This is a genomic window from Nocardia sp. NPDC051321 (genome assembly GCF_044455225.1).
Lineage (GTDB): Bacteria > Actinomycetota > Actinomycetes > Mycobacteriales > Mycobacteriaceae > Nocardia.
This window is the reverse complement of the sequence record NZ_JBITEM010000009.1, coordinates 431372-457062: the sequence shown is the minus strand read 5'-3', so window position 1 is coordinate 457062 and position 25691 is coordinate 431372. Positions and strand designations below refer to the sequence as shown.

The 25691-nt window shown below is 65.8% G+C and carries 27 protein-coding genes; 12 read left to right on the top strand and 15 right to left on the bottom strand.

Annotated features, from left to right (window positions below; genetic code table 11):
- Positions 1 to 235 precede the first annotated feature (235 nt).
- A complete protein-coding gene (locus tag ACIA8C_RS23805; RefSeq protein WP_397138147.1) occupies positions 236 to 1690 on the bottom strand; it encodes an ATP-binding protein in 1455 nt (484 codons plus the stop codon).
- 332 nt (positions 1691 to 2022) lie between these two features.
- A complete protein-coding gene (locus tag ACIA8C_RS23800) occupies positions 2023 to 2655 on the bottom strand; it encodes an NAD(P)H-dependent oxidoreductase (protein WP_397138145.1) in 633 nt (210 codons plus the stop codon).
- Between the two features lie 52 nt (positions 2656 to 2707).
- Here ACIA8C_RS23800 and ACIA8C_RS23795 point away from each other — a divergent pair, with 52 nt between their 5' ends.
- Positions 2708 to 3070, top strand: a complete 363-nt coding sequence (locus ACIA8C_RS23795; protein WP_397138143.1) for a MerR family transcriptional regulator — start codon at positions 2708 to 2710, stop codon at positions 3068 to 3070.
- Positions 3071 to 3185: 115 nt separating this feature from the next.
- Complete coding sequence (locus ACIA8C_RS23790; RefSeq protein WP_397138177.1) at positions 3186 to 3692, top strand: flavin reductase family protein; 507 nt, start codon at positions 3186 to 3188, stop codon at positions 3690 to 3692.
- A gap of 4 nt (positions 3693 to 3696) precedes the next feature.
- Here the strand turns inward: ACIA8C_RS23790 and ACIA8C_RS23785 are convergent, their stop codons facing one another.
- A complete protein-coding gene (locus tag ACIA8C_RS23785; RefSeq protein WP_397138141.1) occupies positions 3697 to 4530 on the bottom strand; it encodes an RNA polymerase sigma factor SigF in 834 nt (277 codons plus the stop codon).
- Entirely contained in the window at positions 4520 to 5002 is a 483-nt protein-coding gene (locus ACIA8C_RS23780) for an anti-sigma factor (RefSeq protein ID WP_397138139.1), read from the bottom strand. The genes ACIA8C_RS23785 and ACIA8C_RS23780 overlap by 11 nt, the downstream gene beginning before the upstream one ends.
- Positions 5003 to 5206: 204 nt before the next feature.
- Here ACIA8C_RS23780 and ACIA8C_RS23775 point away from each other — a divergent pair, with 204 nt between their 5' ends.
- Positions 5207 to 5881, top strand: coding sequence for a PAS and ANTAR domain-containing protein (locus ACIA8C_RS23775; protein WP_397138175.1), 675 nt, complete (start codon positions 5207 to 5209; stop codon positions 5879 to 5881).
- A gap of 4 nt (positions 5882 to 5885) precedes the next feature.
- On the opposite strand, the gene ACIA8C_RS23770 is transcribed toward ACIA8C_RS23775, so the two are convergent.
- The 6 genes from ACIA8C_RS23770 to ACIA8C_RS23745 form a co-directional block, all read right to left on the bottom strand.
- A complete protein-coding gene (locus ACIA8C_RS23770; RefSeq protein ID WP_397138137.1) occupies positions 5886 to 6788 on the bottom strand; it encodes an STAS domain-containing protein in 903 nt (300 codons plus the stop codon).
- 180 nt (positions 6789 to 6968) lie between these two features.
- The gene (locus ACIA8C_RS23765; protein WP_397138135.1) at positions 6969 to 7712 is read right to left on the bottom strand and encodes a phosphoribosyltransferase; all 744 of its coding nucleotides are present in this window, start codon (positions 7710 to 7712) and stop codon (positions 6969 to 6971) included.
- Positions 7713 to 7860: 148 nt separating this feature from the next.
- Complete coding sequence (locus ACIA8C_RS23760; RefSeq protein ID WP_397138133.1) at positions 7861 to 8616, bottom strand: GAF and ANTAR domain-containing protein; 756 nt, start codon at positions 8614 to 8616, stop codon at positions 7861 to 7863.
- Positions 8617 to 8631: 15 nt separating this feature from the next.
- Entirely contained in the window at positions 8632 to 9519 is an 888-nt protein-coding gene (locus tag ACIA8C_RS23755) for a GAF domain-containing protein (protein WP_397138131.1), read from the bottom strand.
- A gap of 35 nt (positions 9520 to 9554) precedes the next feature.
- Positions 9555 to 11465, bottom strand: coding sequence for a CheR family methyltransferase (locus ACIA8C_RS23750; protein ID WP_397138129.1), 1911 nt, complete (start codon positions 11463 to 11465; stop codon positions 9555 to 9557).
- Positions 11462 to 12049, bottom strand: a complete 588-nt coding sequence (locus ACIA8C_RS23745; RefSeq protein ID WP_397138127.1) for a chemotaxis protein CheB — start codon at positions 12047 to 12049, stop codon at positions 11462 to 11464. Before ACIA8C_RS23745 ends, ACIA8C_RS23750 begins: the two co-directional genes overlap by 4 nt.
- A gap of 287 nt (positions 12050 to 12336) precedes the next feature.
- Here ACIA8C_RS23745 and ACIA8C_RS23740 point away from each other — a divergent pair, with 287 nt between their 5' ends.
- Together ACIA8C_RS23740 and ACIA8C_RS23735 are read left to right on the top strand one after the other, a co-directional pair.
- Positions 12337 to 12510, top strand: a complete 174-nt coding sequence (locus tag ACIA8C_RS23740; protein ID WP_397138125.1) for a CsbD family protein — start codon at positions 12337 to 12339, stop codon at positions 12508 to 12510.
- 160 nt (positions 12511 to 12670) lie between these two features.
- Positions 12671 to 13354, top strand: a complete 684-nt coding sequence (locus ACIA8C_RS23735) for a hypothetical protein (RefSeq protein WP_397138123.1) — start codon at positions 12671 to 12673, stop codon at positions 13352 to 13354.
- A gap of 3 nt (positions 13355 to 13357) precedes the next feature.
- Here the strand turns inward: ACIA8C_RS23735 and ACIA8C_RS23730 are convergent, their stop codons facing one another.
- On the bottom strand, positions 13358 to 13777 hold the full coding sequence (locus ACIA8C_RS23730; protein ID WP_397138122.1) for a MarR family winged helix-turn-helix transcriptional regulator: 420 nt from the start codon (positions 13775 to 13777) through the stop codon (positions 13358 to 13360).
- Positions 13767 to 15143, bottom strand: coding sequence for an MFS transporter (locus tag ACIA8C_RS23725; protein ID WP_397138121.1), 1377 nt, complete (start codon positions 15141 to 15143; stop codon positions 13767 to 13769). The genes ACIA8C_RS23730 and ACIA8C_RS23725 overlap by 11 nt, the downstream gene beginning before the upstream one ends.
- Before the next feature lie 174 nt (positions 15144 to 15317).
- On the opposite strand from ACIA8C_RS23725, the gene ACIA8C_RS23720 reads away from it, so the two are divergent.
- Entirely contained in the window at positions 15318 to 16598 is a 1281-nt protein-coding gene (locus tag ACIA8C_RS23720) for a VWA domain-containing protein (protein WP_397138119.1), read from the top strand.
- Between the two features lie 16 nt (positions 16599 to 16614).
- On the opposite strand, the gene ACIA8C_RS23715 is transcribed toward ACIA8C_RS23720, so the two are convergent.
- Positions 16615 to 17133 carry a PadR family transcriptional regulator gene (locus tag ACIA8C_RS23715; protein ID WP_397138117.1) on the bottom strand — a complete coding sequence of 173 codons (519 nt, stop codon included), beginning with the start codon at positions 17131 to 17133 and terminating at the stop codon, positions 16615 to 16617.
- A gap of 105 nt (positions 17134 to 17238) precedes the next feature.
- Here ACIA8C_RS23715 and ACIA8C_RS23710 point away from each other — a divergent pair, with 105 nt between their 5' ends.
- Both ACIA8C_RS23710 and ACIA8C_RS23705 read left to right on the top strand, forming a co-directional pair.
- Complete coding sequence (locus ACIA8C_RS23710; protein WP_397138115.1) at positions 17239 to 17796, top strand: hypothetical protein; 558 nt, start codon at positions 17239 to 17241, stop codon at positions 17794 to 17796.
- Positions 17797 to 17822: 26 nt separating this feature from the next.
- Positions 17823 to 19127 (top strand): carotenoid oxygenase family protein, encoded by a 1305-nt coding sequence (locus ACIA8C_RS23705; protein ID WP_397138113.1) that lies wholly within the window; start codon positions 17823 to 17825, stop codon positions 19125 to 19127.
- 107 nt (positions 19128 to 19234) lie between these two features.
- Here the strand turns inward: ACIA8C_RS23705 and ACIA8C_RS23700 are convergent, their stop codons facing one another.
- Positions 19235 to 19513 carry a hypothetical protein gene (locus tag ACIA8C_RS23700; protein WP_040733125.1) on the bottom strand — a complete coding sequence of 93 codons (279 nt, stop codon included), beginning with the start codon at positions 19511 to 19513 and terminating at the stop codon, positions 19235 to 19237.
- Between the two features lie 399 nt (positions 19514 to 19912).
- Here ACIA8C_RS23700 and ACIA8C_RS23695 point away from each other — a divergent pair, with 399 nt between their 5' ends.
- The 4 genes from ACIA8C_RS23695 (at position 19913) to ACIA8C_RS23680 (ending at position 23873) form a co-directional block, all read left to right on the top strand.
- Positions 19913 to 20206: a hypothetical protein gene (locus tag ACIA8C_RS23695; RefSeq protein WP_397138111.1), complete on the top strand. Its 294-nt coding sequence runs from the start codon at positions 19913 to 19915 to the stop codon at positions 20204 to 20206.
- 82 nt (positions 20207 to 20288) lie between these two features.
- Positions 20289 to 21698 (top strand): DUF1254 domain-containing protein, encoded by a 1410-nt coding sequence (locus ACIA8C_RS23690; RefSeq protein WP_397138109.1) that lies wholly within the window; start codon positions 20289 to 20291, stop codon positions 21696 to 21698.
- A 140-nt stretch (positions 21699 to 21838) separates the two neighbouring features.
- Positions 21839 to 23068, top strand: a complete 1230-nt coding sequence (locus ACIA8C_RS23685) for a cytochrome P450 (protein ID WP_397138173.1) — start codon at positions 21839 to 21841, stop codon at positions 23066 to 23068.
- Between the two features lie 79 nt (positions 23069 to 23147).
- Complete coding sequence (locus ACIA8C_RS23680; protein WP_397138107.1) at positions 23148 to 23873, top strand: TetR/AcrR family transcriptional regulator; 726 nt, start codon at positions 23148 to 23150, stop codon at positions 23871 to 23873.
- 1 nt (position 23874) lies between these two features.
- Here ACIA8C_RS23680 and ACIA8C_RS23675 read toward each other — a convergent pair whose 3' ends face one another.
- Positions 23875 to 25659, bottom strand: a complete 1785-nt coding sequence (locus ACIA8C_RS23675; RefSeq protein WP_397138105.1) for a TerD family protein — start codon at positions 25657 to 25659, stop codon at positions 23875 to 23877.
- Between the last annotated feature and the right edge of the window lie 32 nt (positions 25660 to 25691).

Here is a 25691-nt window from a genome sequence, read left to right as displayed (position 1 = left end):
CAAACGCCAAATGTTCGGACGAGCCAACCTCGACCTACTCAGGAAACGCACACTGCTACAAGGAAACTGAACATCACGAAGAATGCGACAGAGCCAAGGTCCGCGACGGCCAGGTCGCCAACCGGCCGATCTATGCCGCGATCGGGGGTCACGGTCGAGGCCGCAAGGCAGAGTCGCAGGTCAATAGCCTGGGGCTCTGCCGTTTTCGTGGCTGGGCGCGAACCGTTCGAGGCGATCATGGTCGTGCGTTCCACAGGGCGCTGACCGGCAGGGCGCGGAATTTGGGTCCGAACGGGAGGGTTTGGGTGCCGGTGTAGAGCACGTATCCGGCGAGGAGGTCGTCGCCCAGGCGTTCTGCGAGGTGGCGGAGGCCGCGGAAGTCCTCGCCCTTGACCGTGGCGGCGGCTTTCACCTCGATGGCGATCACCTCTCGTCGGTTGTTCTCGAGAATGATGTCGACTTCGACGTTGTCGCGCGTGCGGTAGTGGAACATGCGGGCTTCCTGATCGGACCAGGTGAGCTGGCGAGCGAGTTCGGCGGCTACGAAACCCTCCAGTAGTGGCCCGAGCGGGCCGTTCACGGCCCGCAGTGTGCGTGGGTCGGCACCGCACAAATATGTGGCGATGCCGGAGTCGACCATGAACACCTTGGAGGTCGCGACTGCCCGGCTGGTCAGGTTTCGCGACCAAGCAGGGATGCGCTTGATCAGGAAGACTTCTTCCAGGAGGCGGAGGTAGCGGGCGACGGTGTCCTTGGGCAGGCCGAGTTCATTACCGAGGGCGCCGGGTACCAGGAGTTGACCGGAGCGAGCCGCAACGAGGTTGGCCAGGGTGAACATCTCTGCGCTGCGTTCGATCTCGGACAGCTGCATCACGTCTCGGTTGATCAGATCGGCGACATAGGAGGAGAAGAACCGAGAACGCCGTTTGCCCTCTCGCGCAACAGCTTCGGGGAAGCCGCCGCGGGCGATCCGTTCGATGTAGCCATCGCGATTCTCGGTCCCGTCATACCGTAGCTGTGGTCCGCGTTCGAAGGCGCAATCGATGAATCTGTCCGGTGCGCCGTCGATTTCGCCTTGGGAGAGCGGCCAGAGTTCGATCGTTTCCATGCGGCCGGGAAGGGCGTCCGGAACGCTCCGGAGCGCCATGACGTGAGCCGAACCGGTTAGCAGGAACCGGCCGGGTCGTCCATCGGCGTCGACGGTCTCCTTGATCGCCAACAGCAGCTCCGGTACTCGCTGCACCTCGCCGATGATCAAGAGGGAATCGTCGAGGACGAACTGGGTTGGATCGTAGCCGGCTGCCTGCCGGGTCTCCGGCTTGTCGAGGCTCCGCCACGTCGCGCCGATCTCCCTGCCAATCCGGGCGACCAGCGTGCTCTTTCCGCATTGACGAGCCCCGTTGACCAGCACAACACGTGTATCCGCCAGTGCTTCATGGACTGCCGAGTGGGCATGACGAGGAAGGATACGACCAATAGGCGATGACGAGAAGGACGAGGTCACCGCACTAGTATCGCACGCGGCGTGCGCGTTTCGCCGCATGATGTGTGCGAGTTCTGCCGCAAAATATGTGCGCGTTCTGCCGTTACGATCGTGCGCCTCTTGCCGACAGCGGAACGGGTTGCATTGCTGGAGCGTTGCCGATGAGTCGGCGATGCGACCCGCAAGTGATTCGTTGCGGTCGGGCACGTGGAGCGGTCGCGATCATCGAGCATCGCCAGGCGAGTCTGGCCGGGTACCCACCGCTCGGATCATGATGTTCGGCCCGTCGACCAGCACCGCGTGGTTCGTATGCTGGCCCGTCAGGTCCACCGAAACAGCCCTACTCAAACCCTCGACCGAAGGTGCAAACAGGTCCAAAGTTTGAGTCGGTGTGTTTCGGTAGTCACGAAGAGCGGTGATGATTGCGGCGCCAACTACGAGGCAGGGAGCCGGGTGGTGGAGCGCCGCAGGTGGAGGGGATCAGCGGCGTTCCAGGCTTATCCAGGCCGGTGTGCGGGGGCGGACGGGCGATGGGTGAATTAGCCGTTGTCGAAGGCGGATTGGGCGCGCTGGGCTAGGTTGGCGCCGAGTTTGAAGCCCTGGGCGGCGAGTTCCTGGTGGGTCTGGGGGTCGGTGGTTTCGGTGCCGTAGCGGATTTCGATCGAGGACTCGGCGATCTCGGAGTAACCGGCGATGCCTGCGTGGAGTTGCAGGGTGAGCGAGTCCTTGTAGCCGCGGCGATCGAAACTGTCCTGGTTGACGCCCGCCAACGCGATGAAGTGCAGCTCTTTCACCGCGCTCGGCCCCTCGGGGGAGCTGTTCTCGTAGGCCCAGCCTCGGCTGAATACCCGGTCGATCCAGCCCTTGGCCAGCGCGGGCATCGACCACCAGTAGACCGGGAACAGCACGGCGACGACGTCGGCCGATTCGATCAGTTCCTGCTCGCGTCGCACGTCGGCGGGCACGTCGCCGAGCAGTCGGTGCACCGCGAGATCCGCCGCGTTGAACACGGGATCGAAGCCCGAGGCGGTCAGGTCATGCGTTGTGGCAGTGGTACTTCCGTCGCTGTGGATGCCCTGCTCGACCGCGCGGGCGATGGCCCAGGTGGCGGACTCGTGATCCGGATGGGTCACCACGAGCAGTACGTTCGGCCGATTCCGTTCGTTCGTCATGCGGCCAAGGTAAAGTATGACGCTAACGTCAATGTCAAGGAGGAGCGCGCGAGTGCAGATCAAGGATTTGAGCCAGCGCACGGGCGCGAGCCCGCGGATGCTGCGCCACTACGAGAACGCCGGCGTGCTCACCCCGCGGCGCGACCCCAACGGCTACCGGCATTACCTCGAAGAAGACGTCAAGACCGTGCACGACATTCGCTGCCTGCTCGCCTCCGGCCTATCCCTGTCCGAAGCCGCCGCCCTGATCCATATCGCGTGCACCGCCCCGCAAAGTGCCACCGACCAGGACCGCGACGACGTACTCGCACAACTGGACGAGCGCACCCGCCAATTGGACGCGGGCATCGAGCGACTACTCGCCGAAAAAGCCAACATCCGCAAACTCCGTCAGGACGTCATGACCGGTCGCTGACCCCGCTGCGCACCGGCAACGTCTCGTACTGTGGTGACAGACTGCCCACCTGCCGTGGTTCCGAGCCGTGCCGAAGAGCGCGGTGATGGCCGCGGCCGAGCCGAGCGCGAGGACCATGTCGGACAACGCCACAGCAGAGAGATCCGGTTTCGACGCGGTGATCGCGGCCGCCGACTATCCGGTGTTCGTCGTGACCGCCCGCGCCGATGGCCGCCAGGCCGGGTGCCTTGTCGGCTTCACCTCGCAGGTGAGCATCGAACCGCCGCGTTTCCTGGTCGGCATCTCCAAGAACAACTTCACCTTCGGCGTCGCGATGGCCGCCGAGCACCTCGCCGTGCATCTGCTCGGCCGGGAACAGTCCTCGCTGGCAGCGCTTTTCGGCGCGGAGACCGGCGACGACATCAACAAGTTCGCGCACTGCAAGTGGGCACCCGGCCCGGCCGAGCTGCCCATCTTGGCCGCAGCCGCGGGCTGGTTCACCGGACGCATCCTCGAACGGCACGACCTGGGCGATCACGTCGGCATGCTCATCGAACCGGAGCAGTCCTCCGCTCCGCCACCGAGCATTCAACCCCTGCGCTACAACTCCGTCGCCGACTTGAAGCCGGGCCACGTGGCATAACCGCTCAGGCCGCCTGGGCGGGCTGCTCGTCCAGCGCCTGTGCACGCAGGGTATTCAGCGTTTTGGTCAGGATCCGCGACACCTGCATCTGGGAAACACCCAGTCGCTCGGCGATCTGCGCCTGAGTCAGCGATTCGAAGAACCGCATGATCAGCACCCGCCGCTCCCGCTCGGGTAGCGCGGCGATCAGCGGACGCACCGTCATCGACTGCTCCAGCAGTTCGTAGCACGGTTCTTCCGCACCGAGCCCGGCGGCGGGCAGCGGCGAGTTCTCGCCGTCGTCGCGAGTTATGCCATCGAGCGAGTTGGTCTGATAGCCGTTCCGGGCAATCAACGCCTGGGTGATCTCGGTGAGCTCGACCTCCAGCTCGGCGGCGATCTCCCTTGCGGTGGGCACCCGGCCGAGGCGGTTCGACAGCGTCTCGGTGGCGGGCCCGATCAGCTGCTGAATCTCCTTGAGCCTGCGCGGAACTCGCACCGCCCAGGTTCGATCCCGGAAGTGCCTGCGCACCTCGCCCATGATTGTCGGCACGGCGAACGACAGGAACGAACTGCCGCGCGAGACGTCGAAGCGGTCGATCGCGAGAAGCAAGCCTACCCTGGCGATTTGATGCAGATCGTCGAAAGCCTCACCGCGGCCAGAGAATTTGCGCGCGATGTGCTCGGCCAGCGGTAGGCACAGTCGAGTTACCTCCTCGCGCAATTCGTTTCGATGCGGGTCATTCGCCGGGAGGGTCGCCATTTTCTCGAACCAAGGCTCGATGTTGTCGTAACTGTCACCGCGTGAACTCGTGCGCCGCGGTGCGTCTGCCCGGTCGGTGGTGAACTCACGTTGCATCGGATATCCCTCGCTCCCAACTGAATTCGATGGCCGTCGGATACCCACCCGCGTCGAGATCAAAAGAGTCCTGGATCATTTCCGCCGAATCGCTGAGCACCTGCACCAACTGCCAGCTCAGCGGATCGCGACTGACTTCGACATCCCGCGTTGTGGTCGCGCTGATCCGCGCGCTGATCCGGCGCCGGTTGTAGGTGAACGCACATCGCAGGGTCGAGCCGGGCACCGCGTCGAGCATCAACGCGGTCGCCGCTTCGCTGAGCACCAGCCGAATATCCGGGATCGCGTCGAGCGTGACGTCGGCCATCATGCACATGGTGTCGGTCAGCGCACGCAACATCCCCAGTTCGTGCGGCTGAGCAGCCAGTTCTACCGCCACCCTGTGCGCGACCACCGCCGTCTGGTGTGGCGTCGAGGTACCGGAATCCACCTTCATCATGTGCACCGCCTCCCAACGATTCACTCCTGCCATACCCGCGAAGCGTGGACCCAACCCGGCAGCCGACATCTGGTCGCGGCGATGTGGCTCGTCTTACCCCCGGCGGATAGGGCACAAAGTCCCGGCGGACAGGGCACAAAGACTCTGAATCTGCGGTGTTTCATTATGGTTCCGACACGAGCGACCGACCGCCGACACGGCACAAAAACCGCAGGTAGGGCGCATACTTACCGCGTGATGGAAATAGGCGCGCCGGCCACCGAAGCGGCGACCCACGCGGTCGTCCAGGTGGTCGGTGGCGGTACACCGCAGGCGACCGGAAGCTTCGGTTTCTGGTTCGCCGATCAGCGGTGGGAGTGGTCGGACGAGGTCGCCGTGATGCACGGGTACGCGCCGGGGACGGTGACGCCGACGACGGAATTGCTACTCTCGCACAAGCATCCGGACGACCGCGCACAGGTCGCGGAGACCATCGCCAAGTCGTTGCGCAATGCCGAGCCGTTCTGCAGCCGCCACCGCATCATCGACACCGCCGGTCAGGTACGCCACGTGATCGTCTTCGGCGACACCATGACCGAGGACGGCACGGTCGTCGGCACCACCGGTTACTACGTCGACCTGACCGAAACCATCGATGAACAGCGCCAGGAGGTGCTCGCGGGCACGTTGCCGGAGCTTTTCGAGGCGCGGGCGGTGATCGAGCAGGCCAAGGGCGTGCTGATGCGGGTTTATCGGCTCAACGCCGAGCAGGCCTTCCGGGTGCTGCAGTGGCGGTCCCAGGAAACCAACGTCAAGCTGCGCACCCTCGCCATCCGGTTGATCGCCGAGCTCGACTCACTGCCACCAACGCCGCCGCATGTACAGACGGCGTTCGATCATCTGTTGCTCACCGTGCACGAGCACACCGACTAGCGCGTCACGCTTCCGGTCGCCGGGTGGTCTCCCCGGTGCCGGGGCGGCTTACCTCGTAACCGAGCAGCCGTTCGGCTTCCTCGATACCGCCTTGGAGGTCGCCGACGGCGTTCATCTTGGACAGGTCGAGTCCGATGGTGACCAGTGTCAGCGCGATCTCCGAGGACAGCCCGGTGATGATCACGTTCGCACCCATCAGACCGGACGCGTCGACCGTTTGCACCAGGTGGTTGGCCACGGTGGAGTCGATGGTCGGCACACCGGTGATGTCGATGACGACCACCTTGGCGCGGTTGGCCCGGATCGCACGCAGCAGCTGCTCGGTGAGCTGACGGGCCCGCTGGCCGTCGAGCACGCCGATGATCGGCAGGATGAGCAGCTGCTCACGGACCTGCAGTACCGGGGTGGACAGCTCGCGAATCGCCTCCTGCTGCTGCCGGATGATGCGTTCGCGTTCCTCCACGAAGGAGACGCCCACCGTGTTGGCGATGCGGTTGGCGGCCGGTTCGTAGGCGTCGAGCACCGCGTTCAGCAGCTGGAAATCCGCCTGGTATTTCTCGAACAGCGAGCGCGCCAGCACGTCGCGCAGCAGCAGCACGATGCCGAGGACCTCGTCGGTTTCGACGCCTCGGGGAATGATGCGCTCGGACAGGTCGCGGGCGTAGTCCTGCAGCGCCTCCACCGAACCGGTCTCCAGCACGGCCACGTAGTTGTCGTAGACCGACGTCGCCTCCGAGAACATCTCGTCGGGCGTCATCGCGGTCAGTAACTGCGCCTCGGTAATGCGCCGCGCCCACTCCTCACGCAGGACGGTGCGGTTCTGCCGCAGATGCTCGACCAGCTCGGAAAGCAGACCCTCGCTGACACCGTTGGACGTGGCGTCCACCGCGAAAGTGGTAATCGACATCTCGGACAATGCCGCCTCCCGTCCATCCCACGCATATCGGACTCGCGTGCTCGAAATTAGGGTGGAGGGCCTTTTTCTGGACCGTTCCACCGCCCGCAGAATCGTATACCTATCGCAGGCAAGGGAGCCATCGAAAGGGGCCACGTCAGGTTTCCGGGCGCGGCGGCCGGGGTACCCGGTCTACCTACCGTCGTTCCCGCTCTCCGCCAGGCGAATTCGACGGGGCACGCTCGGCGTCGGGCCGTGCGCGCCGAGCAGGCGATCGACCTCGGTGTCGGTTACCGGGTCGAAGCGCAGGTAGGACTCGTCCAGCGGGCGGGGGGCGGCCCGTGTTTCCAGGCACACGACCTTGTCCGCGTGGTAGGCCAGTAACCGGACGATGCGGTGCGGAGCGACCGGGACGGCAAGCACGACGCGGACCGCGCCGCGACGATAGGCGGCGTGGCAGGCGGTCCGTGCGGTGATGCCCGTGGTGACGCCGTCGTCGATGACCAGCGCCGTGCGCCCGCCCAGCTTTGCTTGCGGACCGTGCCGCCGGAATCGCTCGGATCGGCGGTGCAGGCTGGCGCGTTCGTGTGATTCGGTGTCGGTGAGTTCCTGTGGTGTCAGGAGCGAACTGCGGACGATGACCTCATCGATGATCCGGGTGTCGTCCTCGCCGATGGCGCCGAAGGGCAGGTCCGGCCGATAGGGGACGCGCAGTTTGTTGACGACGATCGTGTCGAGCGGCAGTCGCAGCTGGGCGGCGATCTCGAAGGCGACCGGGACGCCGCCGCACGGCACGCCGAGGACGACAACATCGGGGCCGCGGAAAACCCGCAGCCGGTCGGCGAGTCGACGTCCCGCGTCTTGCCGGTCGAGAAACAGCGAACGCAGATATGCGCGGCGGTCGGTGTGGTCACTGGATAAAGCGGGATCGTCCATACGTCCCCCGAGCATCGAGTGGCAAGATCCAGAGCCGCGCGGCGGAACTCGGCAGGATATCGCCAATTCTACCCGGCAGTAAGGCTTTCGTCGTCGGTTTGACCCGGTTATGCCGCCGGGCGCACGAAAATCCTTGGGGGGCGGGTGATCACGAATGGCCCAGGGATCGCGAGGGCGCTATCGGCTCGATGAAATGCGGCGCGGCGGGAGCCCGGCCGGTGACGGTCCGGATCATTTCCACGGCCAGGTCCGCGACCCGGACGTTGCGTTGCTGGGACCTGCGACGCAGCACCTCGAAGGCCGCGTCGCGGTCGCAGCGCCGTTCGGCCATCAGGATGCCGAGTGCCTGATCGATGGTGGATCGCGAGGCCAGCGTGGCCCGCAGCTGCTCGGTCAGCTCGGCCTGCCGCGCGGTATCGGTGGCGACGGCGAGCAGCACGCCGAGGTGTTCGGCGGTGAGGTCGGCCGCCCGCCGGATCCGGTCGGTGAAGCCGTTCGGCTGGGTCGAGTAGAGCGAGAGCGCGCCGACCGCTGCACCATCCACCGAAAGTGGTTGGGCGTAGATGGATTTGACGCCAAAGGCGAGCATACGGTTCGAATAGCCGCCCCAGCGATGCTCCGCCGCGACGTCGTGGACCGAAACCTGTTGTGCCGTATCGATGGCCTGCAGACAGGGGTCATACCCCTCGCTGCGTTGTGTTTCCTCGACGAGCATCGCGTGCGCGGCACTGGAACCGCCGACGATGGTGCCGTGTCCGTGGACGAGTGTGACCCCGGCCATCGGGTGATTCGGCAGCATCCGCGCGACGGCATCGGCGATGGCGCAGAGTGATTCGGCGACCTCGTCGCCGGTCAACAACAGCGCTGTCAACTCCGACATCCCCAAAGCCAGTTCGTCAGCCATGAAATACCTTGACGGTCAACATAATTGGTATCCGTCCTCCAGTACGCGGCGGCCGATCTCCGATATTGCGCTGCCGTCGGCGAAGGCGCGTGCGCGTAGCAGCGCCAGCGCGGCGTCGAGATCGCAACCGCATTGCACGGCAACCATACCGACCGCCTGGTGTACGACGGCGAAGTAATCGGCATCCTCGAACAAGGTGCCCTGCGGGGCGCCCCCGCCGTCCGTTCCCGCCGCGGCGAGCAGCACCGTGTTGGCGAGTGCGTCGGCCACCGTCTCGGCGGCCGGAGTGGTTTCGGTGCGCAGACCCATGCTGCTGGTGAACACGCACAAAGCGCCGAGCAGTCGAGAGGAGTGCAACGGGACCGCGACCACCGACCGCACGCCCAGCTCGGTCAGCGCCGGACCGTACTGCGGCCAGCGCGTGGCCAGCTCGCTGCCTGCCGCGGTGACGAACTCCCGGCCGCCGACGATATCGCGGGCCGGGCCCTCGCCGATCAGCAATTCGAGATCGTGTGCGGCGCGCGCGGTACCGTCCGAGGCGGCGACCAGCAGCTCCTCGCCGAGGTGGCCGAACAGGGTGATCGCGGCGCAGTCCACGCCGAGGTGCTGCGCGACAGCGGCCATGAAGACCGGCCGCAGCGTGGCCTGGTCGCCGATACTCCACCGCTGCAGGCGCAGGGCATGTAACCGGTGCAGTCGCGCACAAGCCAGATGCCGTCCCTCGATTCGCCGATGCAGCTCAGCCATCCGTTGCCGAAACGGCCGCATGGACTCCGGTCGCTCGGTGAGCTGCTTTTCATATTTCGCGGCGACCGTTGCCGCCCGGGTGGCACGTTGTCGCTCGGCGGCGAATTCCTGCCATTCACGGGCGATTTCCTGGTGAGCGTCCGGATACGACCACACGCCGCCCAGCCTACGCGCTCGGGCCGCGGCCAGGACTAATTGGCCGGCATGGCAGCGTGTGTCGGCGGGAGTTCTTCAAAGAGCAGCACCACACCGTCGGGGGAGCCGTCCAGCGGCGAGCAGGTCACCGCGCAGATGATCGAACGCCCGATGCGATTGACGGCGAGAATCTCCACCGGCCTGTCGCGGCGGCCCGTTTTGAGGCACCGCTGGATGCTTTCGTGCAGCTGTTGAGTGGGCAGCCCGAAATCGAGCGCGAAGAACACTTGCTGCTGGACCTCATCCGAACGCAGCCCCCACATCTCCTCCGCGCCTCGGTTCCAGCTCCGGACCCGCAACTGATTGTCGAGCACCACCACGCCAGCCGCGACGCTGGACAGCACACCCTCCAGGAAGGTGCGGGTCTCATTCAATTCGTCGGTGCGGATCCGCATCTCCTCGTTCATGGTTTCGAGTTCTTCGTTGCCCGACTGGAGTTCTTCGTTGGTGGTTTCGAGTTCTTCGTTGGTGGATTGCAGTTCTTCGTTGGTGGTCTCCAATTCCTCGATGCTGGATTGGAGTTCTTCGTTGGTGGTTTCGAGTTCTTCGTTGGTGGACTGGAGTTCCTCGTAGGCGGCCTCGAGCTCTTCTCTTTTCGCCTTCACTTCGAGCGAAAGCCGCGTCGGCACGGTGGTGTCGACGAAAGTCACCACGACTCCGATGTCCGCGCCGTCACCGCCCCACAGCGGCTGGACATGCACCTCGAAGTACTGGACCTCGTCCGGGCCGAGCTTGCGTTCTGCGGTATTGACCCGAACGCTGCGGCGTTCGGACACGGCCTGCTCGATCAACGATCGCAGTTCGACCGGCCGATAGGAGATTTCCAGTTCGCTCAGCGGCCTGCCGACATCGTCGTGTGCCAGACCGAATTGGCTGCGCATCTCGTTGTTGAGGATGGAGACCCTGCCGTCGGAGTCGAGGCCGATGACTCCGACCGGGGCTGTTTCCAGAGCAAGCTTGCTGAGCTGGCGTTTTCTCACCAGGCCCTGCACCTCCAAGCCGAGATCGGTGTCCATCCGCGTCGGGCTCGGCTGGTGCGGCGGCCGGACCTCACCCGCCCGGCGGCGGAAGACGCGCTGACGCATGCTCGCCACGCCGAACCGCTCGCCCTCGGCGAGGAGTAATTCCGCCTTGCCGAGGAACAGGAAGCCGCCCTCCCGCAGCGCGAACCGGAATCGTTCCAGGATCTGCGATTGCGCCTCGGCGTTGAAGTACATCAACGTATTCCGGCACGCCAGCAGATCGAGGCGAGAGATGGGCGCGTCCCTGGTGATGTCGTGCCGGCCGAAGATCACCCGGCGGCGCAGGTCCGAGCGGAAGATGAACTTGTCGCCGATCGGCTCGAAATACCGATCCCGCAGCTCACCGGACAGTTGTTCGAGCGCCTTCGACGGATAGACGCCGGACCGCGCCTCGCGCAGGGCCTCCTCGTCGACGTCGGTGCCGTAGAGCTTGACCCGCTTCACGCACTCTTCGATGCCGAGCACCTCGGCGAACGCGATCGCCAGCGAATAGGTCTCCTCGCCGCTGGAGCAACCCGCACTCCAGATCCGGATCTCGTTGTCCGGCCCGGTATTCGCGATCAGCTCCGGCAGCACTTCGTACTGCAAGTATTCCCAGGCCTTCGGGTCGCGAAAGAAACTGGTGACATTGATCAGGATGGTGTTGAACAGATGGCGGAATTCTTCCGCGCTACTTTCCAGCAGATCGCGATAGTCGAGGTAGTCGGCGAGCTGTACCTCCTGCATCCGCTTGCGGATACGCCTGGTCAGCGAGGAGCGTTTGTAGCCGGTGAAATCGAAGCCGCGCGAGTCGCGAATGAAGAGCAGCAGGTCCTCCAGCTCCGGGTCGGCGGTGTCGATCTCTTCACCCGGTGCCGTCATGCTCTCCTCGTTCGATTCGGTCACGTCCCGCTCTCCGCCACGAGACCACGGATGACGCCGGCGATCTCGTCGAGTGGCACAACGAGATCCGCGTCGCCGGTCGCCACCGCGGCGCCCGGCATACCCTTGAACTCCGCTTCCGCCGGATCCTGCACGACCACCGTGCCACCACGGGACTTGACCGCGCTCACTCCTGTCGCGCCGTCGCTACCCGAACCGGTCAGCACGCAGGCGATCGCGCGCGAACCGTACGCGCCGGCCACCGATTCGAACAGCAGGTCGGCCGAGGGGCGAACGAAGTGGACGAGCTCGCTACCGGACAGTGCGAGCACACCGTGCGGTTCCACCAGCAGATGGTAGTTCGGCGGCGCGATGTACACCGATCCCGGCTGGATCTTTTCGCCTGCCTCTGCCAGTTTCACGCGCAATTCGGTTCGGCGCGAAAGCAATTCGGCGAGCACCGTCTTGTGGCGTGGGTCGAGATGCTGCACGACGAGAACGGGTACCGGCAATGTCTCTGGGAGGGCGCCGAGAACCTGGAAGAGCGCGGTGACGCCGCCGGCCGACGAGGCAATGGCGACGACGGCGTACTGGTCATCCGAGGTCATGGTCGCGCCCACCGGCTGTGAGGTACACGTGGTCAGCGTAGCGCGACGGCGGATGCCCGCCCAGCGCCTGTCACGGCGCGGCGGATGCGAGGCGGGTGACCGCGCAGGTGACGCGAATTTTTCCCTCGAAATGCCTCCCCTGAGCCCAGTTCAGGCGCCTGGGTGTGGGTTACCGGCGGTACCGGTGACCGGTTCCACATGTTTGCCTCGCCGCAATCCGGTTATCCGCCACTCGACTGGCCCGATAAAGGCAGGTCGGTCGGACCCAATCGGAAAGGGGTTAGACAGTGAGCACAGCTGACAAGGCCAAGAACAAGGCTGAAGAACTCGCCGGCCAGGCGAAGGAGAAGTTCGGTCATGCCACCGACGACCAGGATCTGAAGAACGAGGGTAAGGGCGATCAGGTCAAGTCCAACCTCAAGGACGCCGGCGAGAAGGTCAAGGACGCTTTCCGCAACTGACCGATAAACCGGTCGCTGCCGTCGAGCGGGTGCGCGCCCCATCGGGCGCCGCCCGCTCGTCCGCGTCCGAGGGGGCGTCGTAAAAACGTGGTGATGGCGCCGAGTCCGGCGATAGGGTGCAGAGGTCTATCGCGTAGATCAGCGACTCGGGAGGATCGAGATGATCGCGGCACGGATGGTGGCTGTTGTTGCGTCGGTGTTCGTCGGTGCGGGGCTGTTAGGGGGAGTGGGGCCTGCCGAGGCCGGTCCGGTGGCGTGTGCGGCGGGAAATCCGTTGCAGCCCACCGCGGAACTGTTCGCGACCGACAACACCGCGACCATTACCGATCCGGCGGATCAGCGGCTGCGTACCCGGCTTGACGGGTTCGAGCTCGCCGTGGACGGGATCGCGTTGCGGCACATCGGATTACCCGTCGGGTCGACGTTGGTCAGCGGCGTTTTCTGGTCGGATGAGCGGCAGCAGGCGACCTATGAGCGGTCCCGTGAGTTTCATCTGGCCTGTGTGGACGGTGCCGAACTGCGGCAGATCGCCGACCAGGTGCGCGGTCAGTTCCAGCAGGAATCGGTGCTGACCTTCCAGCGGCTCGCCTCGAATTCCCCTGGGGTAGACGCGTTTACGGTGACGGTCAGCGGTGTCGACGTGCGACGGTTCCGGGACGGGCTGGTCGCCGACCCGGTGGCGCGCGAACGGCTCGTCGGCGGGTCGGTCACCGAGGCGAACACCCTGATCCTGGTGGTCGATGTCGCCGATATGGCGTTGGCGCAACAGTTCGTCGCGGGCATCGGCGGTGCCTGGGATCCGGGCAGCGTGCAGTACGGCGATCGCGAATTCGTCAGCGCCTGAGACTCAATGCTCGATCCTGCTCAGGATGTCGCGCAGCGCCCGCAGGTCGTCGGCGGGCAGGGCGGTGACCGAGTCCGGCGCGGGATCCGGTGTCGCCAGCGCCTTGGCCAGCACGGCCCGGCCTGCCGTGGTGATCGACACCAGCTTCTTGCGCCGGTTGGTGGGATCCACCTCCCGCACGACGTAACCTTGCTCCTCGAGATCGTTGACCGCGACGGTGGCAGCGGGGGCGTCGATCGCCGCGGCGTGCGCCAACTCCTTCACGGTCATCGGCGCGGCGCGCAGTCGGCGGAGCACTCGAATGCGACTGAACGGCAACCCTGTTCGCTCGACCGCGGCGCGCCGCCACGGGTCGCGGGAGTACATCACGACTCGGGTGAGCAGGGCCCACACCTCGTCGGGTGTGGGGTTGTCATCCGGCATGGACGGGCACCTTCTGTTCCAGCAGTGGGGCGACGCGGTCACTCGACCGCTTGGCCCACGGGGTGTTCGCGACTATGCCGAGTATGGCGACACCGGCGGTGAGCACCGCGATCACCCACCACAGTCCGGCGCCGGCCAGCGCGCCGCACAGCGCGACACCGATGCTCACGCCCACCTGACGGCTGGTCGAGGCGACCGCCGACGCGGCGCCCGCCCGATCCAGCGGCATCCCGCTCACCGCCGTGGTGGTGATCGGCGCGTTCACCGAGCCGAAGCCGATGCCGAAGATCGCGAACATGATCACCAGCTGCCACACCGGAGTATTCGGATCGAGGGTGGTGAGCATGACGGCGGCGACGGTCATCATCACACCCGCCACGATCAGTGATGGTTTGGTCCCGACCCGCCCGACCAGTCGGCCGGACAGCGGCGAGACGATCACCATCGCGATGGCCATCGCCAGGTACAGCAGGCCGGTGTGCACCGCCGAATAGTGCCTGACCTGCTGCAGATACAGCGAGCAGCTGAACAGGAACGCGCCGAGCGCGGTGAACGAGAAGATGGCGATCACCGTCGCCGAGGCGAACGGCACGCTGCGGAAGAAGCGCAGATCGATGAACGGGTCGACGCGGCGTGACTCGTAGTAGATGAACGCGGCGAGCGCGAACGCCGAGACCACGAAGATCAACGGCCGGCGCTCGATCAGCCCGAACACCGTGCTGAACAGGAACACCACGGCCAGCACCTGACCGATCGGGTCGATGCCGCGCACCGTCGCCGACTTCGATTCCGGCACGAACAGCACCGTCATCACCAGCGCGAGCAAGCAGATCGGCAGATTGATCCAGAACACCGACGCCCAGCCGAACGCGTCGATCAGCACGCCACCGACGGTCGGCCCGAGCGCCATCGAGATGCCGACCACCGCGCCCCACACCCCGATCGCGCGAGCCCGCTCCACCCGTCCGGTGAAGGTGGTGGTGATGATCGACATCGCCACCGGATTGAGCATCGAACCACCGACTGCCTGCAGAAACCTGGCGACGATCAAGACCTCGATGGACGGCGCGAGGCTGCACAGCAGCGAACCGAGTGCGAAGGTGGCCAGCCCGATGCGGAACACCCTGCGCCGCCCGAACCGGTCCGCGGTGGCGCCGGCCAGCATCAGCAGGCTGGCCAGGGTGAGCGTGTAGACGTCGACGATCCACTGCAGCCGGGGCAACGGCGCGTGCAGATCGATCTGAATGCTCGGTATCGCCACATTCACGATCGTCGAGTCCATGGAAACGATCAACAGGCTGAGGCAACAGGTGGCCAGCACGAGCGTCTTACGCCGCGCGGACATCTCCTGGACAGTTGTAATCACACAACTATTGTGACTTCACAACTGTTCCGAACGCAAGGGCTGTGATCGCGGTCGCACCGGGGATCGCGGCGGAGGTTGTCGTGCTGACCGGCTGGCGCGGTCGGATCCCCCGGCGGTCGAGTAGCCGCTGCCCTACTCTGACTACGGTTCTTTGGTCCGTTTTAGGGAGTCTCGGTGGGTGCTGCGCTTGTGAAGGGGCAAAACGGGGCGCTGGCCGGGTCGCGGGTTGTGCTGGCGGTGCGGACCGAGGCGGCCGTGGATGTGTCCGCGTTGCTGGTGACCGCGGCGGGCCTGGTGCGCTCGGATGCCGACTTCGTGTTCTTCAATCAGCCTGCTGCGCCCGGCGTGGTGTTGCGCGTCGGTGTTGCTGCGGCGCTGGATGTTTCGTTGGCCGAGGTGCCCGCGGAGATCGCTCAGTTGCGGGCGGTCATCACGCTGGACGATCCTGGCGCTACGTTCGGGCAGTTCGCCGCGCCGGTGGCGACGGTGGCCGACTCCTCCGGAAATGTGTTGTACGAGTACCGGATCGAGGGCCTGGGCAGCGAGTCGGTGGTTATCGCGCTGGAGTTGTATCGGCGTGGTGCGCAGTGGAAGGTCCGGGCGGTGGGGCAGGGGTACGCGGGTGGTTTCGCGGCGCTGGTCACCGATCACGGTGTGCGCGTTGATGATGCGCCTGGAGCGGCGCCGCCGCAGCCCACGCCGCCGCACCTCGCGCAGCCGGATCTTCCGGTGCGGACCGTGCCCGGCGAGGCCGCGCTCTCGTTCGAGAAGCGCGGCAAGCTGGACATGCGCAAGCGCGCCGTCGCCAAGGTGCTGATCAGCAAGGACGCCTGGGGAATTCGAGCACGCGTCGTGCTGGTGATCGACAAGACCGGCAGCATGATCAAGCAGTACCGCACCGAGGTGGTGCATCGCGTGGTGCAGCGGATGATTCCGGTGGCGACCCAGTTGGACGACAATGGCGCATTGGAGGCCTATCTCTACGCCCTCTCGTTCGCCAAGCTGCCCGACATCACCGTCGTGCACGGCGACGAATGGGCGCACACCTATCTGCACCTCGGCGGCACGCACGCGGGCATCGACTACGACCGAATCGGTGGCCGCAACGACGAATTGCCGATCATGCGCGACATCATCGCCTCACTACACCCCGGCGACGGGCCGACGCTGATCCTGTTCTTCACCGACGGCGGTTTCGCGAAGAAGCGGGAGATCGCCGCGCTCATGCGCGAGGCGGCGCAGCTGCCCGCCTTCTGGCAGTTCGTCGGACTCGGCCGCGCCAACTACGGCCTGCTGCGCTCGCTCGATGAGATGACCGGCCGAATCGTCGACAACGCCGGCTTTTTCGCGCTCGACGACATCGACAAGGTCGACGACGGCGAGCTGTACGCGCGGTTGCTCGGCGAGTTCCCGGATTGGCTGCGCGCGGCCAAGGCGGCGGGCATTCTGCGCTGAGTCGACCTGCGAACGTTCAGTCCTCGGGGATCTGCTCCGTCGCCCACCTGGCCCACTCCTCGTTCATCGCGTGGAAGCGTTCGCCCCACTCCATCGCGATGCGGCCGTACCTGGAGAAGTCGTTGTCGTCCCAGTCGACCGATTCTTTGAGCGCGAGCAACTCCACCTGCGCCTTGCCGGACCTGACCGCGATGCCGTCCAGATAGTCGGCGGCCTCGGCATGGGAGACCGCGCCGAGGAAGAAGACGCGCAGCAGCGTCTCGTTGCGGATCACCCGCTTCGGCCTGGTGTCGGTGAGCCAGTGCCGCAGCTCGGCCAGCCCGGCTTCGGTGATCGTGTATTCCTTACGGCCGCGCGGGCCTTCGTCCGATACCGCGATCAGTGCGGCGTCGGCGAGCTTGCCGAGCTCGGTATAGATCTGGCTCTGTGTCGCGGACCAGACATTGGCCAGCGATACTTTGAACCGTTGCAGCAGGTCGTAGCCGCTGGCGGGGCGGTCGGCCAGCAGCCCGAGCATCGCGTATCGGAGACTCATGCCTCCCACTCTACATTCCACTATTGACAGGTCTAAGTAGGAGGCTCTAGTTTCGACATGTCACAACTGGAACGTCGCGGCAACGCGAGTCGAGGAGCTTCGGACATGTCGTACTTGCGCACTTTCGCCCCCTGGATCGTCTACGCGGTGATCCCCGCCGCGCATTGGCAGTGGGCGGCGCTGATCGCCCTGCTCCTGTCGGTGTTCGAGGTGACCCGCAAGCTGCGTGCGGGCAGCGCTCTCGACGCCCTGATAATCGACATCGGCTCGATGATCTTCTTCGCGGCCCTGACGGTGCTCGCCTTCGCCCATCCGAACACCGCCCTGCATCCCTACAGCCCGGCGATCTCCTCGGGCGTACTCGCGCTGATCGCCCTCGTCTCGCTGGCGCTGCGCAAGCCCTTCACCCTCGGCGTCGCGAAACAAACCGCGCCGAAAGAACTCTGGGACAACCCGGTGTTCATTCGCACCGCCTACGTGCTCACCTCGGTCTGGGCGGCGAGCTTCACCATCGGCTGCATCGTGCTTGCGGCGCTCGCGCACGCCGACTCGACCCCGCGGACCATCGCGCAGGTCTTGGCCTTCGTGATCCCGGTGGTCTTCACCATCCGCTATGTCGCCTACATCCAGGCCAAGGCGCGCACCGCTGCCGCCCAAGCCTGACCTTTCGACCAGAACGGTTGTCTCCCATGACCACATCCGTCCCGCACCTCACCGGCAACTACGCACCCGTCACCGAAGAACTGACCGCCTACGATCTCCCCGTCACCGGGCAGATCCCGGCCGAGCTCACCGGCTGGTACCTGCGCAACGGACCGAACCCGCACGAGGCCGCCGCCCGGCACTGGTTCGCCGGTGACGGCATGGTGCACGGGGTGCGGATCGAGAACGGCCGCGCCGTCTCCTATCGCAATCGCTGGGTACGCACCACGACCTTCACCGACGGTGCCCGCAGCTACAGCGAAACCGGCGAGCGGAACCTGACCGCCGGTGTCGCCAACACCCACGTCGTCCGGCACGCGGGCCGGACGCTGGCACTGGTCGAGACGTCCTATCCCTATGAACTCAGTTGCGAGCTGGACACCGTCGGCCCCTACGATTTCGACGGCAAGCTGCACACCGCGATGACCGCGCACCCTAAGACCTGCCCGGTCACCGGCGAGCTGCACTTCTTCGGCTACGAGGTGGTCGGCGAGCCGTTCCTGACCTATCACCGCGCCGACGCCGACGGCAATCTGCTGCTCAGCCGTCCCGTCGAGGTGCCTGCCGCGACCATGCAGCACGACTTCAACCTCACCGCCGAACATGTCGTATTCATGGATCTGCCGGTCGTTTTCGACCTGGCGACCGCGGCGACCGGTGCAGGCATGCCGTTTCGCTGGAGCGACAGTTACCAGGCGCGGCTCGGGGTGCTGCGGCGCGACGACCCGTTCGGCGAGGTCCGTTGGTTCCCGATCGACCCCTGCTATGTCTTCCATGCACTGAACGCGCACGACGAGCCGGGCAAGATCGTGCTGTATGTGATGCGCTACGCGGAGTTGTGGCGCAGCAGTTCAGACGGTTTCGACAAGTCGACCCTGTGGCGCTGGACGATTGATCTCAGCGCGGGCACCGTCACCGAGCAGCAGCTCGATGATCGCAACGCGGAGTTCCCCCGGGTCGACGATCGCCTGATCGGTCTGGACGCCCACTTCGGTCATGCCTCGGTGGCCGGCGATTCCGGTGCCCTGGTGCGCTATGACCTGCGCACCGGCGCGCAGACCTCGCACGAGTTCGGTCCCGGCCGGATTCCCGCCGAGGCCGCGTTCGCGCCCGCCGACCAGAATCCCGGCGGCCACGGCTATCTCATGACCTATGTCTATAACGCCGAGACCGACCGTAGCGATCTGACCATCCTGAATGCCGACGATATGGCCGCCGAGCCGGTCGCCACCATCCACCTGCCGCAGCGTGTCCCGTTCGGGTTCCACGGAAGTTGGCTCGCGGATCAATAGTTCGGGAGCAGGCTGCGGCGGGCTGAGTACCGCCGCAGCCTTCCCATGTCCGGCGAATACCGCGGCCGGACCGGAGATGTTGGGGGAGTGGGTTTCTCGTGGCGGGGTCAGCCGATGACGGCGTTCATGATGGTGCCCGCGCTCGTCGCGACGACACCGCCGATCATGGCGCCCGCCACCATCTTCGGGGAGTCGAGTCCGCCGCCGGTCCATTTCTCCCAGGCGAACTTGCCGCCCGCGTAGATGATGGCGGTGATGCCCGCCAACAGCACGAACCAGGTGAAGTAGCGGACCAGTTGAAGGAATTTGTCGGAGACCGGCGGAGCCTCGGGGCTGGGGTTGCCGATCTGAGCAAGCAGTGTGTCGTGCACGGCGAGCAGGATCATCGTGGTCAGCTCATTCTGGATTCGGGACAGGGCAAGATTCGCTGACTGCGATGGTATCGGTTTGTTCGCTGCAATGCAGTCGGGTCGGTGCAGCGCAGTGAAGTTCGGCGTCGCCGAGGCCTTGCCGGGGTTGCTATAGGTCGGGATGATGGATGGGGCGGGGTGCTCGAAGACCCGGTCGCCGCGCACCGCCGGTGCCGTCGGCGGGTTATCGCTTACTACCGCTTGGGGGCGATTCCGCAGGTGATACCGCGGAGCGTGAGCTCGCAAAGGCCGCAGTCCCACGGGAGTAGCGGCGTGCCCGTATCCTCATCCAAGATCGAATTCATCGGTGGTTTAACAGCTTTCGCGTGGCAGCTCGGCGGCGGCAAAGTTGTAGTGGAGCGTAGGGAGTAGACGGTGAGCATGATATTGACGGCGATCGGGGACAGCTTCACGACGCTGGCGCAGGTCAGCAACCCGACCCCGGAGGCGCCGCCCCTGTCGGACAAGCTGTTACAGATGGTTCGCTACCTCACCTGGTTCGCGCTGCTCTCCGGGATCCTCGCCATCATCTTCGCTGGTGGCAAGTTCGCCTGGGAGAAGTGGCAGGGTGGCGCGCTGCAATCGCCGAAGATGATCGCGGGCGCCATGATCGGCGGTGTTGTCGCGACAAGTGCCGGCACCATCATGAACGCCGTGCTCGGCACATGAGGCTCTGACGGCAAACATTTGGCTATACTCCTGCGCGGATCTCTCGCAATGTCCGATCGGATCGGAAGCAGGGGAAATACCTATGGACGAGACCGAAGGCGGAGTGTCGCGCCGGACCATGTTCGGCGTGGCGGCAACCGCGGCAACGGCCGCGCTCGGCTTGGCGGCGTGCGGTGGATCCGACGACGCGTCGTCCGGCCCCGTCACCACGGCGCCAAGCGAGGCCGAGGCGATCGCCAAGGACGCCTATATCTTCGGCTTCCCGCTGGTTCTGATGGACGTCACCAGGGCTGCCGCGACGAGGACCCCGGCCAATCGGTTCCAGCACGCCGCGGCGCTGCCGACGCCCGCGCGCCGAGATGTGGTGCGGCTCAACCTGGACACGCTGTATTCGTCCGCCTGGCTCGACCTGCGCGCCGAGCCGATGGTGTTGCAAGTACCCGCGATGGCAGGCCGGTACTGGTTGATGCAGGTGCTGGACGCGTGGACGAATACCGTGCACAACCCGAGCAGCGTTCGGCCGCAAGCGAAGTCGGGCCCGCCGTGCGCCTATGCCATCGTCGGACCCAACTGGTCCGGCACGCTGCCCGAGGATGTCACGCCGTTGCCCGTGCCGACGCCGACGGTATGGCTGCTCGGCCGGATTCAGGTCAACGGCACCGACGACCTTGCCGCAGTGCGTGCGCTCCAGCAGCAGTTGCGACTGGAGCCGCTCAGCAACTGGACCGAGCGGCGACCGACACCGGCCGTTCCGCCTGCACCGCAAGCGGATTCGACCCCGCCCGCCAAGCAGGTCGCCGAGATGGACGCGCGGACCTTCTTCGATCGACTGTGCGCGGTATTGGCGATCAACCCTGCCGCACCCGATGACGCGCCCGCGATGAAACGTCTTGCCACGATCGGCATTACGCCGGGTGGCGGTGTCGTCGGTCTCTCCGACGCCGAGCTGTCCTCGGCGGTCGATACGGCGCGCCAGCAGATCCCGGTCTACCTCGATCCGAAGTCGATGAACGAGAACGGGTGGACCGTCGACCTCGCCATCGGCAGCTACGGCACGAATTACCTGCAGCGGGCCGCCATCGCCTGGAAAGGGCTGGGCGCCAACCTGCCTCAGGACGCGATCTATCCGACGCTGTTCGCCACGGCGGGTGCCAACGGCAGCACCGGCCGATTCCGCCTGCACTTCCCGGCGGGCCAGGCGCCGCCGGTCGACGCCTTCTGGTCGTTGACCGCCTACGACGCCGACAACTACCTGATGTCCAACCCGGCCGGGATCTACGCGATCGGCCACCAGGTTCCGGTGGTGCCCAACCCCGATGGCTCGATCGACCTCGCGGTCCAGCACGCCGACCCCGGTCCGGACGTTCCGCCGGGCAACTGGCTGCCCATCCCCGAGTCCGGGCAGTTCTCCCTCACCTTGCGGTTGTACGCGCCGAAAGAGGACGCGATCCAAGATCGTTGGCAACCACCGCCCCTGACACCGGTGTCCTGACGTCGGGCGAACAATTAAGTAAACGGGTTTTACTAAACACTGTTCACAAGCCCTGGTTCTGTGGTTGCATCTCTTCTGGAACGTGTTCCACACAACGTTGTGAGGTCTGCAGTCCAGACCGGTAGGAGATAGCCGTGACCGTGACCACCCCCGCGATTCCCGCAGGATTCGATTTCACCGACCCCGACATGCTCGCCAGCCGACTGCCCGTGCAGGAGTTCGCCGAGCTGCGCCGCACCGCCCCCGTGTGGTGGTGCGCGCAGTCCGGCCGGGCCAGCGGCTTCGATGACGGCGGCTACTGGGTGGTGTCCAAGCTCGACCACATCAAAGAGATCTCGAAGCACCCCGAGCTGTACTCCTCGCACGAGAACGGCTCGATCATCCGGTTCAACGAGGACGTCACCCCGGAGCAGATCGGCATGCTCAGCGACATGCTGCTGATCAATCTCGATCCGCCCAAGCACACCAAGGTCCGCCGCATCATCTCGAAGGGCTTCACCCCGCGCGCGATCGAAAGCCTGCGCGCCGCGCTCACCGAGCGGGCCGCCAAGATCGTGCACGACGCCAAGAAGTCCGGCCGCGGTGACTTCGTCGAGCAGGTCGCCTGCGAGCTGCCGCTGCAGGCCATCGCCGAACTCATCGGCATTCCGCAAGAGGATCGCAAGAAGATCTTCGACTGGTCCAACCAGATGATCTCCTACGACGATCCCGAATTCGAGGGCGATCACCAGGTGGCCACGGCCGAGGTGATGGGCTACGCGTGGAACATGGCCGAGGACCGCCGCAAGTGCCCGGCCGACGACATCGTGACGCAGCTGGTGAACGCCGATATCGACGGCGATGGCCTGGCCTCCGACGAGTTCGCCTTCTTCGTCATCCTGCTCTCGGTGGCAGGCAACGAGACCACCCGCAACTCGATCACGCACGGCATGAAGGCGTTCGTGGACAACCCGGAGCAGTGGGAGCTGTACAAGGAGCAGCGGCCGCGCACCGCGCCCGACGAGATCGTCCGCTGGGCCACTCCGGTCAACGCCTTCCAGCGCACCGCGACGCAGGATCTCGAGCTCGGCGGCCAGCAGATCAAGAAGGGTCAGCGGATCGGCCTGTTCTACGGCTCGGCCAATTACGACGAGGAAGCGTTCCAGGATCCGTTCAGCTTCGATGTGCTGCGCAACCCCAACCCGCACGTCGGCTTCGGCGGCACCGGCACGCACTACTGCGTCGGCGCGAATCTGGCCAGGCTGCAGATCGATCTGATGTTCAACGCCATCGCCGACGCGATGCCGAACCTGCGTCAGGTCGCAGAACCTGTGCGATTGCGTTCCGGCTGGTTGAACGGCATCAAGCGCTGGGACGTTGAATACGCTTGAATCCTGGCATGAGAGTCAGGCCAGGAGGAGGCAGCTTGCGTAACCAGGTAGGGCTTCGAGCATGCCAAATCGAAACAGCATGAGTATCCCTAAACCCCGGGGCCGCTCGCCGATCGTGACCGACGCCGAGATCCGGCGGGTGGCCAGGACGCTGCTTGTCGATCATGGACAAGCAGCGGTGAGCCTGCGTGCGATCGCGCGCGAGCTCGGCATCACCGCACCCGCGCTGTATCGCTATTACGGGTCCCTGGATGACCTGCTGGAACGGCTGCGCCTGGACTTCTGTGCCGACCTCGGCGACGAGTTGTCCGCCGAGATCGCCACCCTGCCGGACGACGGCGTGGTGCAGTTCTTCGCCATCTGCAAGGGATTTCGCCGCTGGGCGCTGGCGCACACCAGGGAATTCACCCTGGTGTTCGCCTCGCCCGGCGGCGGCGAGGCCCGCGCGCTGCGCCGATTCGACGAGCCGTTCGGCCGGATCTTCCTCGCGGCGGCGGGCCGGCTGCTGGCCAACTACGACATCGTCACGCCGCCGACCGACGTGATCCCGCCGGAACTGCGCGAGGATCTCGTGCACTTCCAGACCGAGCTGCTCGCGGCGTTGTCGGAGACCGGGCAGAAGTTCCCGGCCGAGAAGCTCGACCTGGGCGTGATGTACCTGATGATCCAGCTGTGGGCTCGCCTGTACGGGCACGTCACGCTAGAGGTCTTCGGCAACTATCCGATCCCGCTGTCCAACCCGGAGATCCTGTTCGACGCGATGCTGCTCGACCTCGGGCAGGCCGTGGGCCTGCTGACCGGATAGCTCAGATCCGGGCGCCCTTCGCGCGGTTGCAGGCGCGGCAGAGGATCTGCAGGTTGGTGGCGCTGGTCGCGCCGCCGCGGCTGAGCGGGATGATGTGGTCGAACTCGAGGTAGTGGCTGTCGCCGCATTCGACGCATTTGCCGCCGTCGCGTTGCCACACTTCGGCTTTCACCTCTTGCGAGATGCTGCGGGTGTCGCGCTGGCCGGGGGTGAGGATCAGCCGTTTGGCCACCCGTAGCGCACCCTCGAGCGCGGCGGCGACGTAGTCAGGGTCGCTGACGGTGAAGGTGGCGCCGCCGCGCGACGAGGTCGCCGCGAGGATCACCGCGTTCTGCTCGGTGTGCACGGAAACCACTCGGGACCAGAGCAATTCGGTGCCGGTGCCGTCGCCGACGAAGCGCAGCTTCTTGTTGCTGACGATCAACCTGCCCTCGGTGAGCCTTGGGCCGCGGGCCAGTTGGCGGACGTGCACCGCTGGCAGATCCAGATGCACCTTCTCCTCTGGATCGAGATGCAGGCCAGGGGTGCGCATCACCGGCAGCTCGCCCGCGCGCAGCCGGGACAGGGTGCGGCCCCGGTGCATTCGACGCCGCAGGTCCTCGATCAGCGGACCGGCCAGCGCCAGTTCGGTGACGGCGTGTTCGAATGCCGCCAGCTCGTCGTGCTCGACCTCGCCGTCGGCGAAGGTGAAGGTGACGAGCCGCTCCACGTAGCTGAGCCCCGCGTCGCGCAGCGCCTCGCGGCCCGCGCTCTCCTCGATGCGCTGATAGCGCAACGACGCCCACAGCGACGCCCATTCGGGGCCGCGCGGTCCGTACGCGGTGAGCACTCGCCACGCCTGGGTGTGCCAGTGCGTCAGGAACTCCTCGATCTCCATGTCGCAGGACTGGCAGGCCGCTAGGCCGCCGAACAGCTTGCGGCGGCGGAGGTTTCCGCAGCGGTCGCAGTGCCGGTCGCGCGGCGGGTGTCGATGATGGGTGGCGCTGGTCCACTCGGCCCCGTCCCACCAGCGCTGCCGCGACGGGTTCTCGGGGTCCGAATGCCAGTCGGCCCGTTCGGGATTCGGGGGCGGGGCGGGAGGGGGAATCGGGTCGGCAAGGCGTCGGGCGAGATCGACCGGTCGTTGTGCGCGGGCCGGTTGGTCGAGCAGGTCCGTCTGCCGCATCCGTGGATTCGCCGGGGCCTGTTCCCGATCGATCGAGTCGTCGACCGGAACGCGCTCCAGGGTCGGGGGCTGCGGCGCTCGTCCGCCGAACGGGTTCGCCGGGTGCGACGGTCGCGGCTGATCGTCGACGCTCACCCCGAATTCGGTGACCAGCCCGGACAACCCGGTGGCCCAGCCCTGGGCGATAGCGCGGAACCGCCACTGCCCGTCCCTGCGATAGAACTCGCCGAACATCAGCGCGGTGACCGGGTCGGCGTCCTCGATCGCGAACCCGGCCATCGGCCCGTGTGCGTCGTGAATGGTGAGGGACAGACCCGTGATGTCGCCGAAGGTGCCCTCATCGACCGACCCGGTGATCACGATCCGCGCCACATCCGACTCCGTACGCGGCAGCGAAACACTCAACCGTGCGGTCCGCGGCGCGGGCTCCTGATCCAGCGTCACCGCCTGCGAAACATGCCGCGGCGCGTTGTAGAACACCAGATCACGATCAGTGCGAACTGCGCCCGACTCGCCGAGCAAAAGGGCATGCGCATCTACCGCGTGGTCCGACCGCCACGAAACAACCACGGCAAGAAGGGATGTCGGTACCGCTGCATTGGCGCCTTTGCTGAGTTTCATCGCCACCGAACTATGCCACGCCCCACCGACAC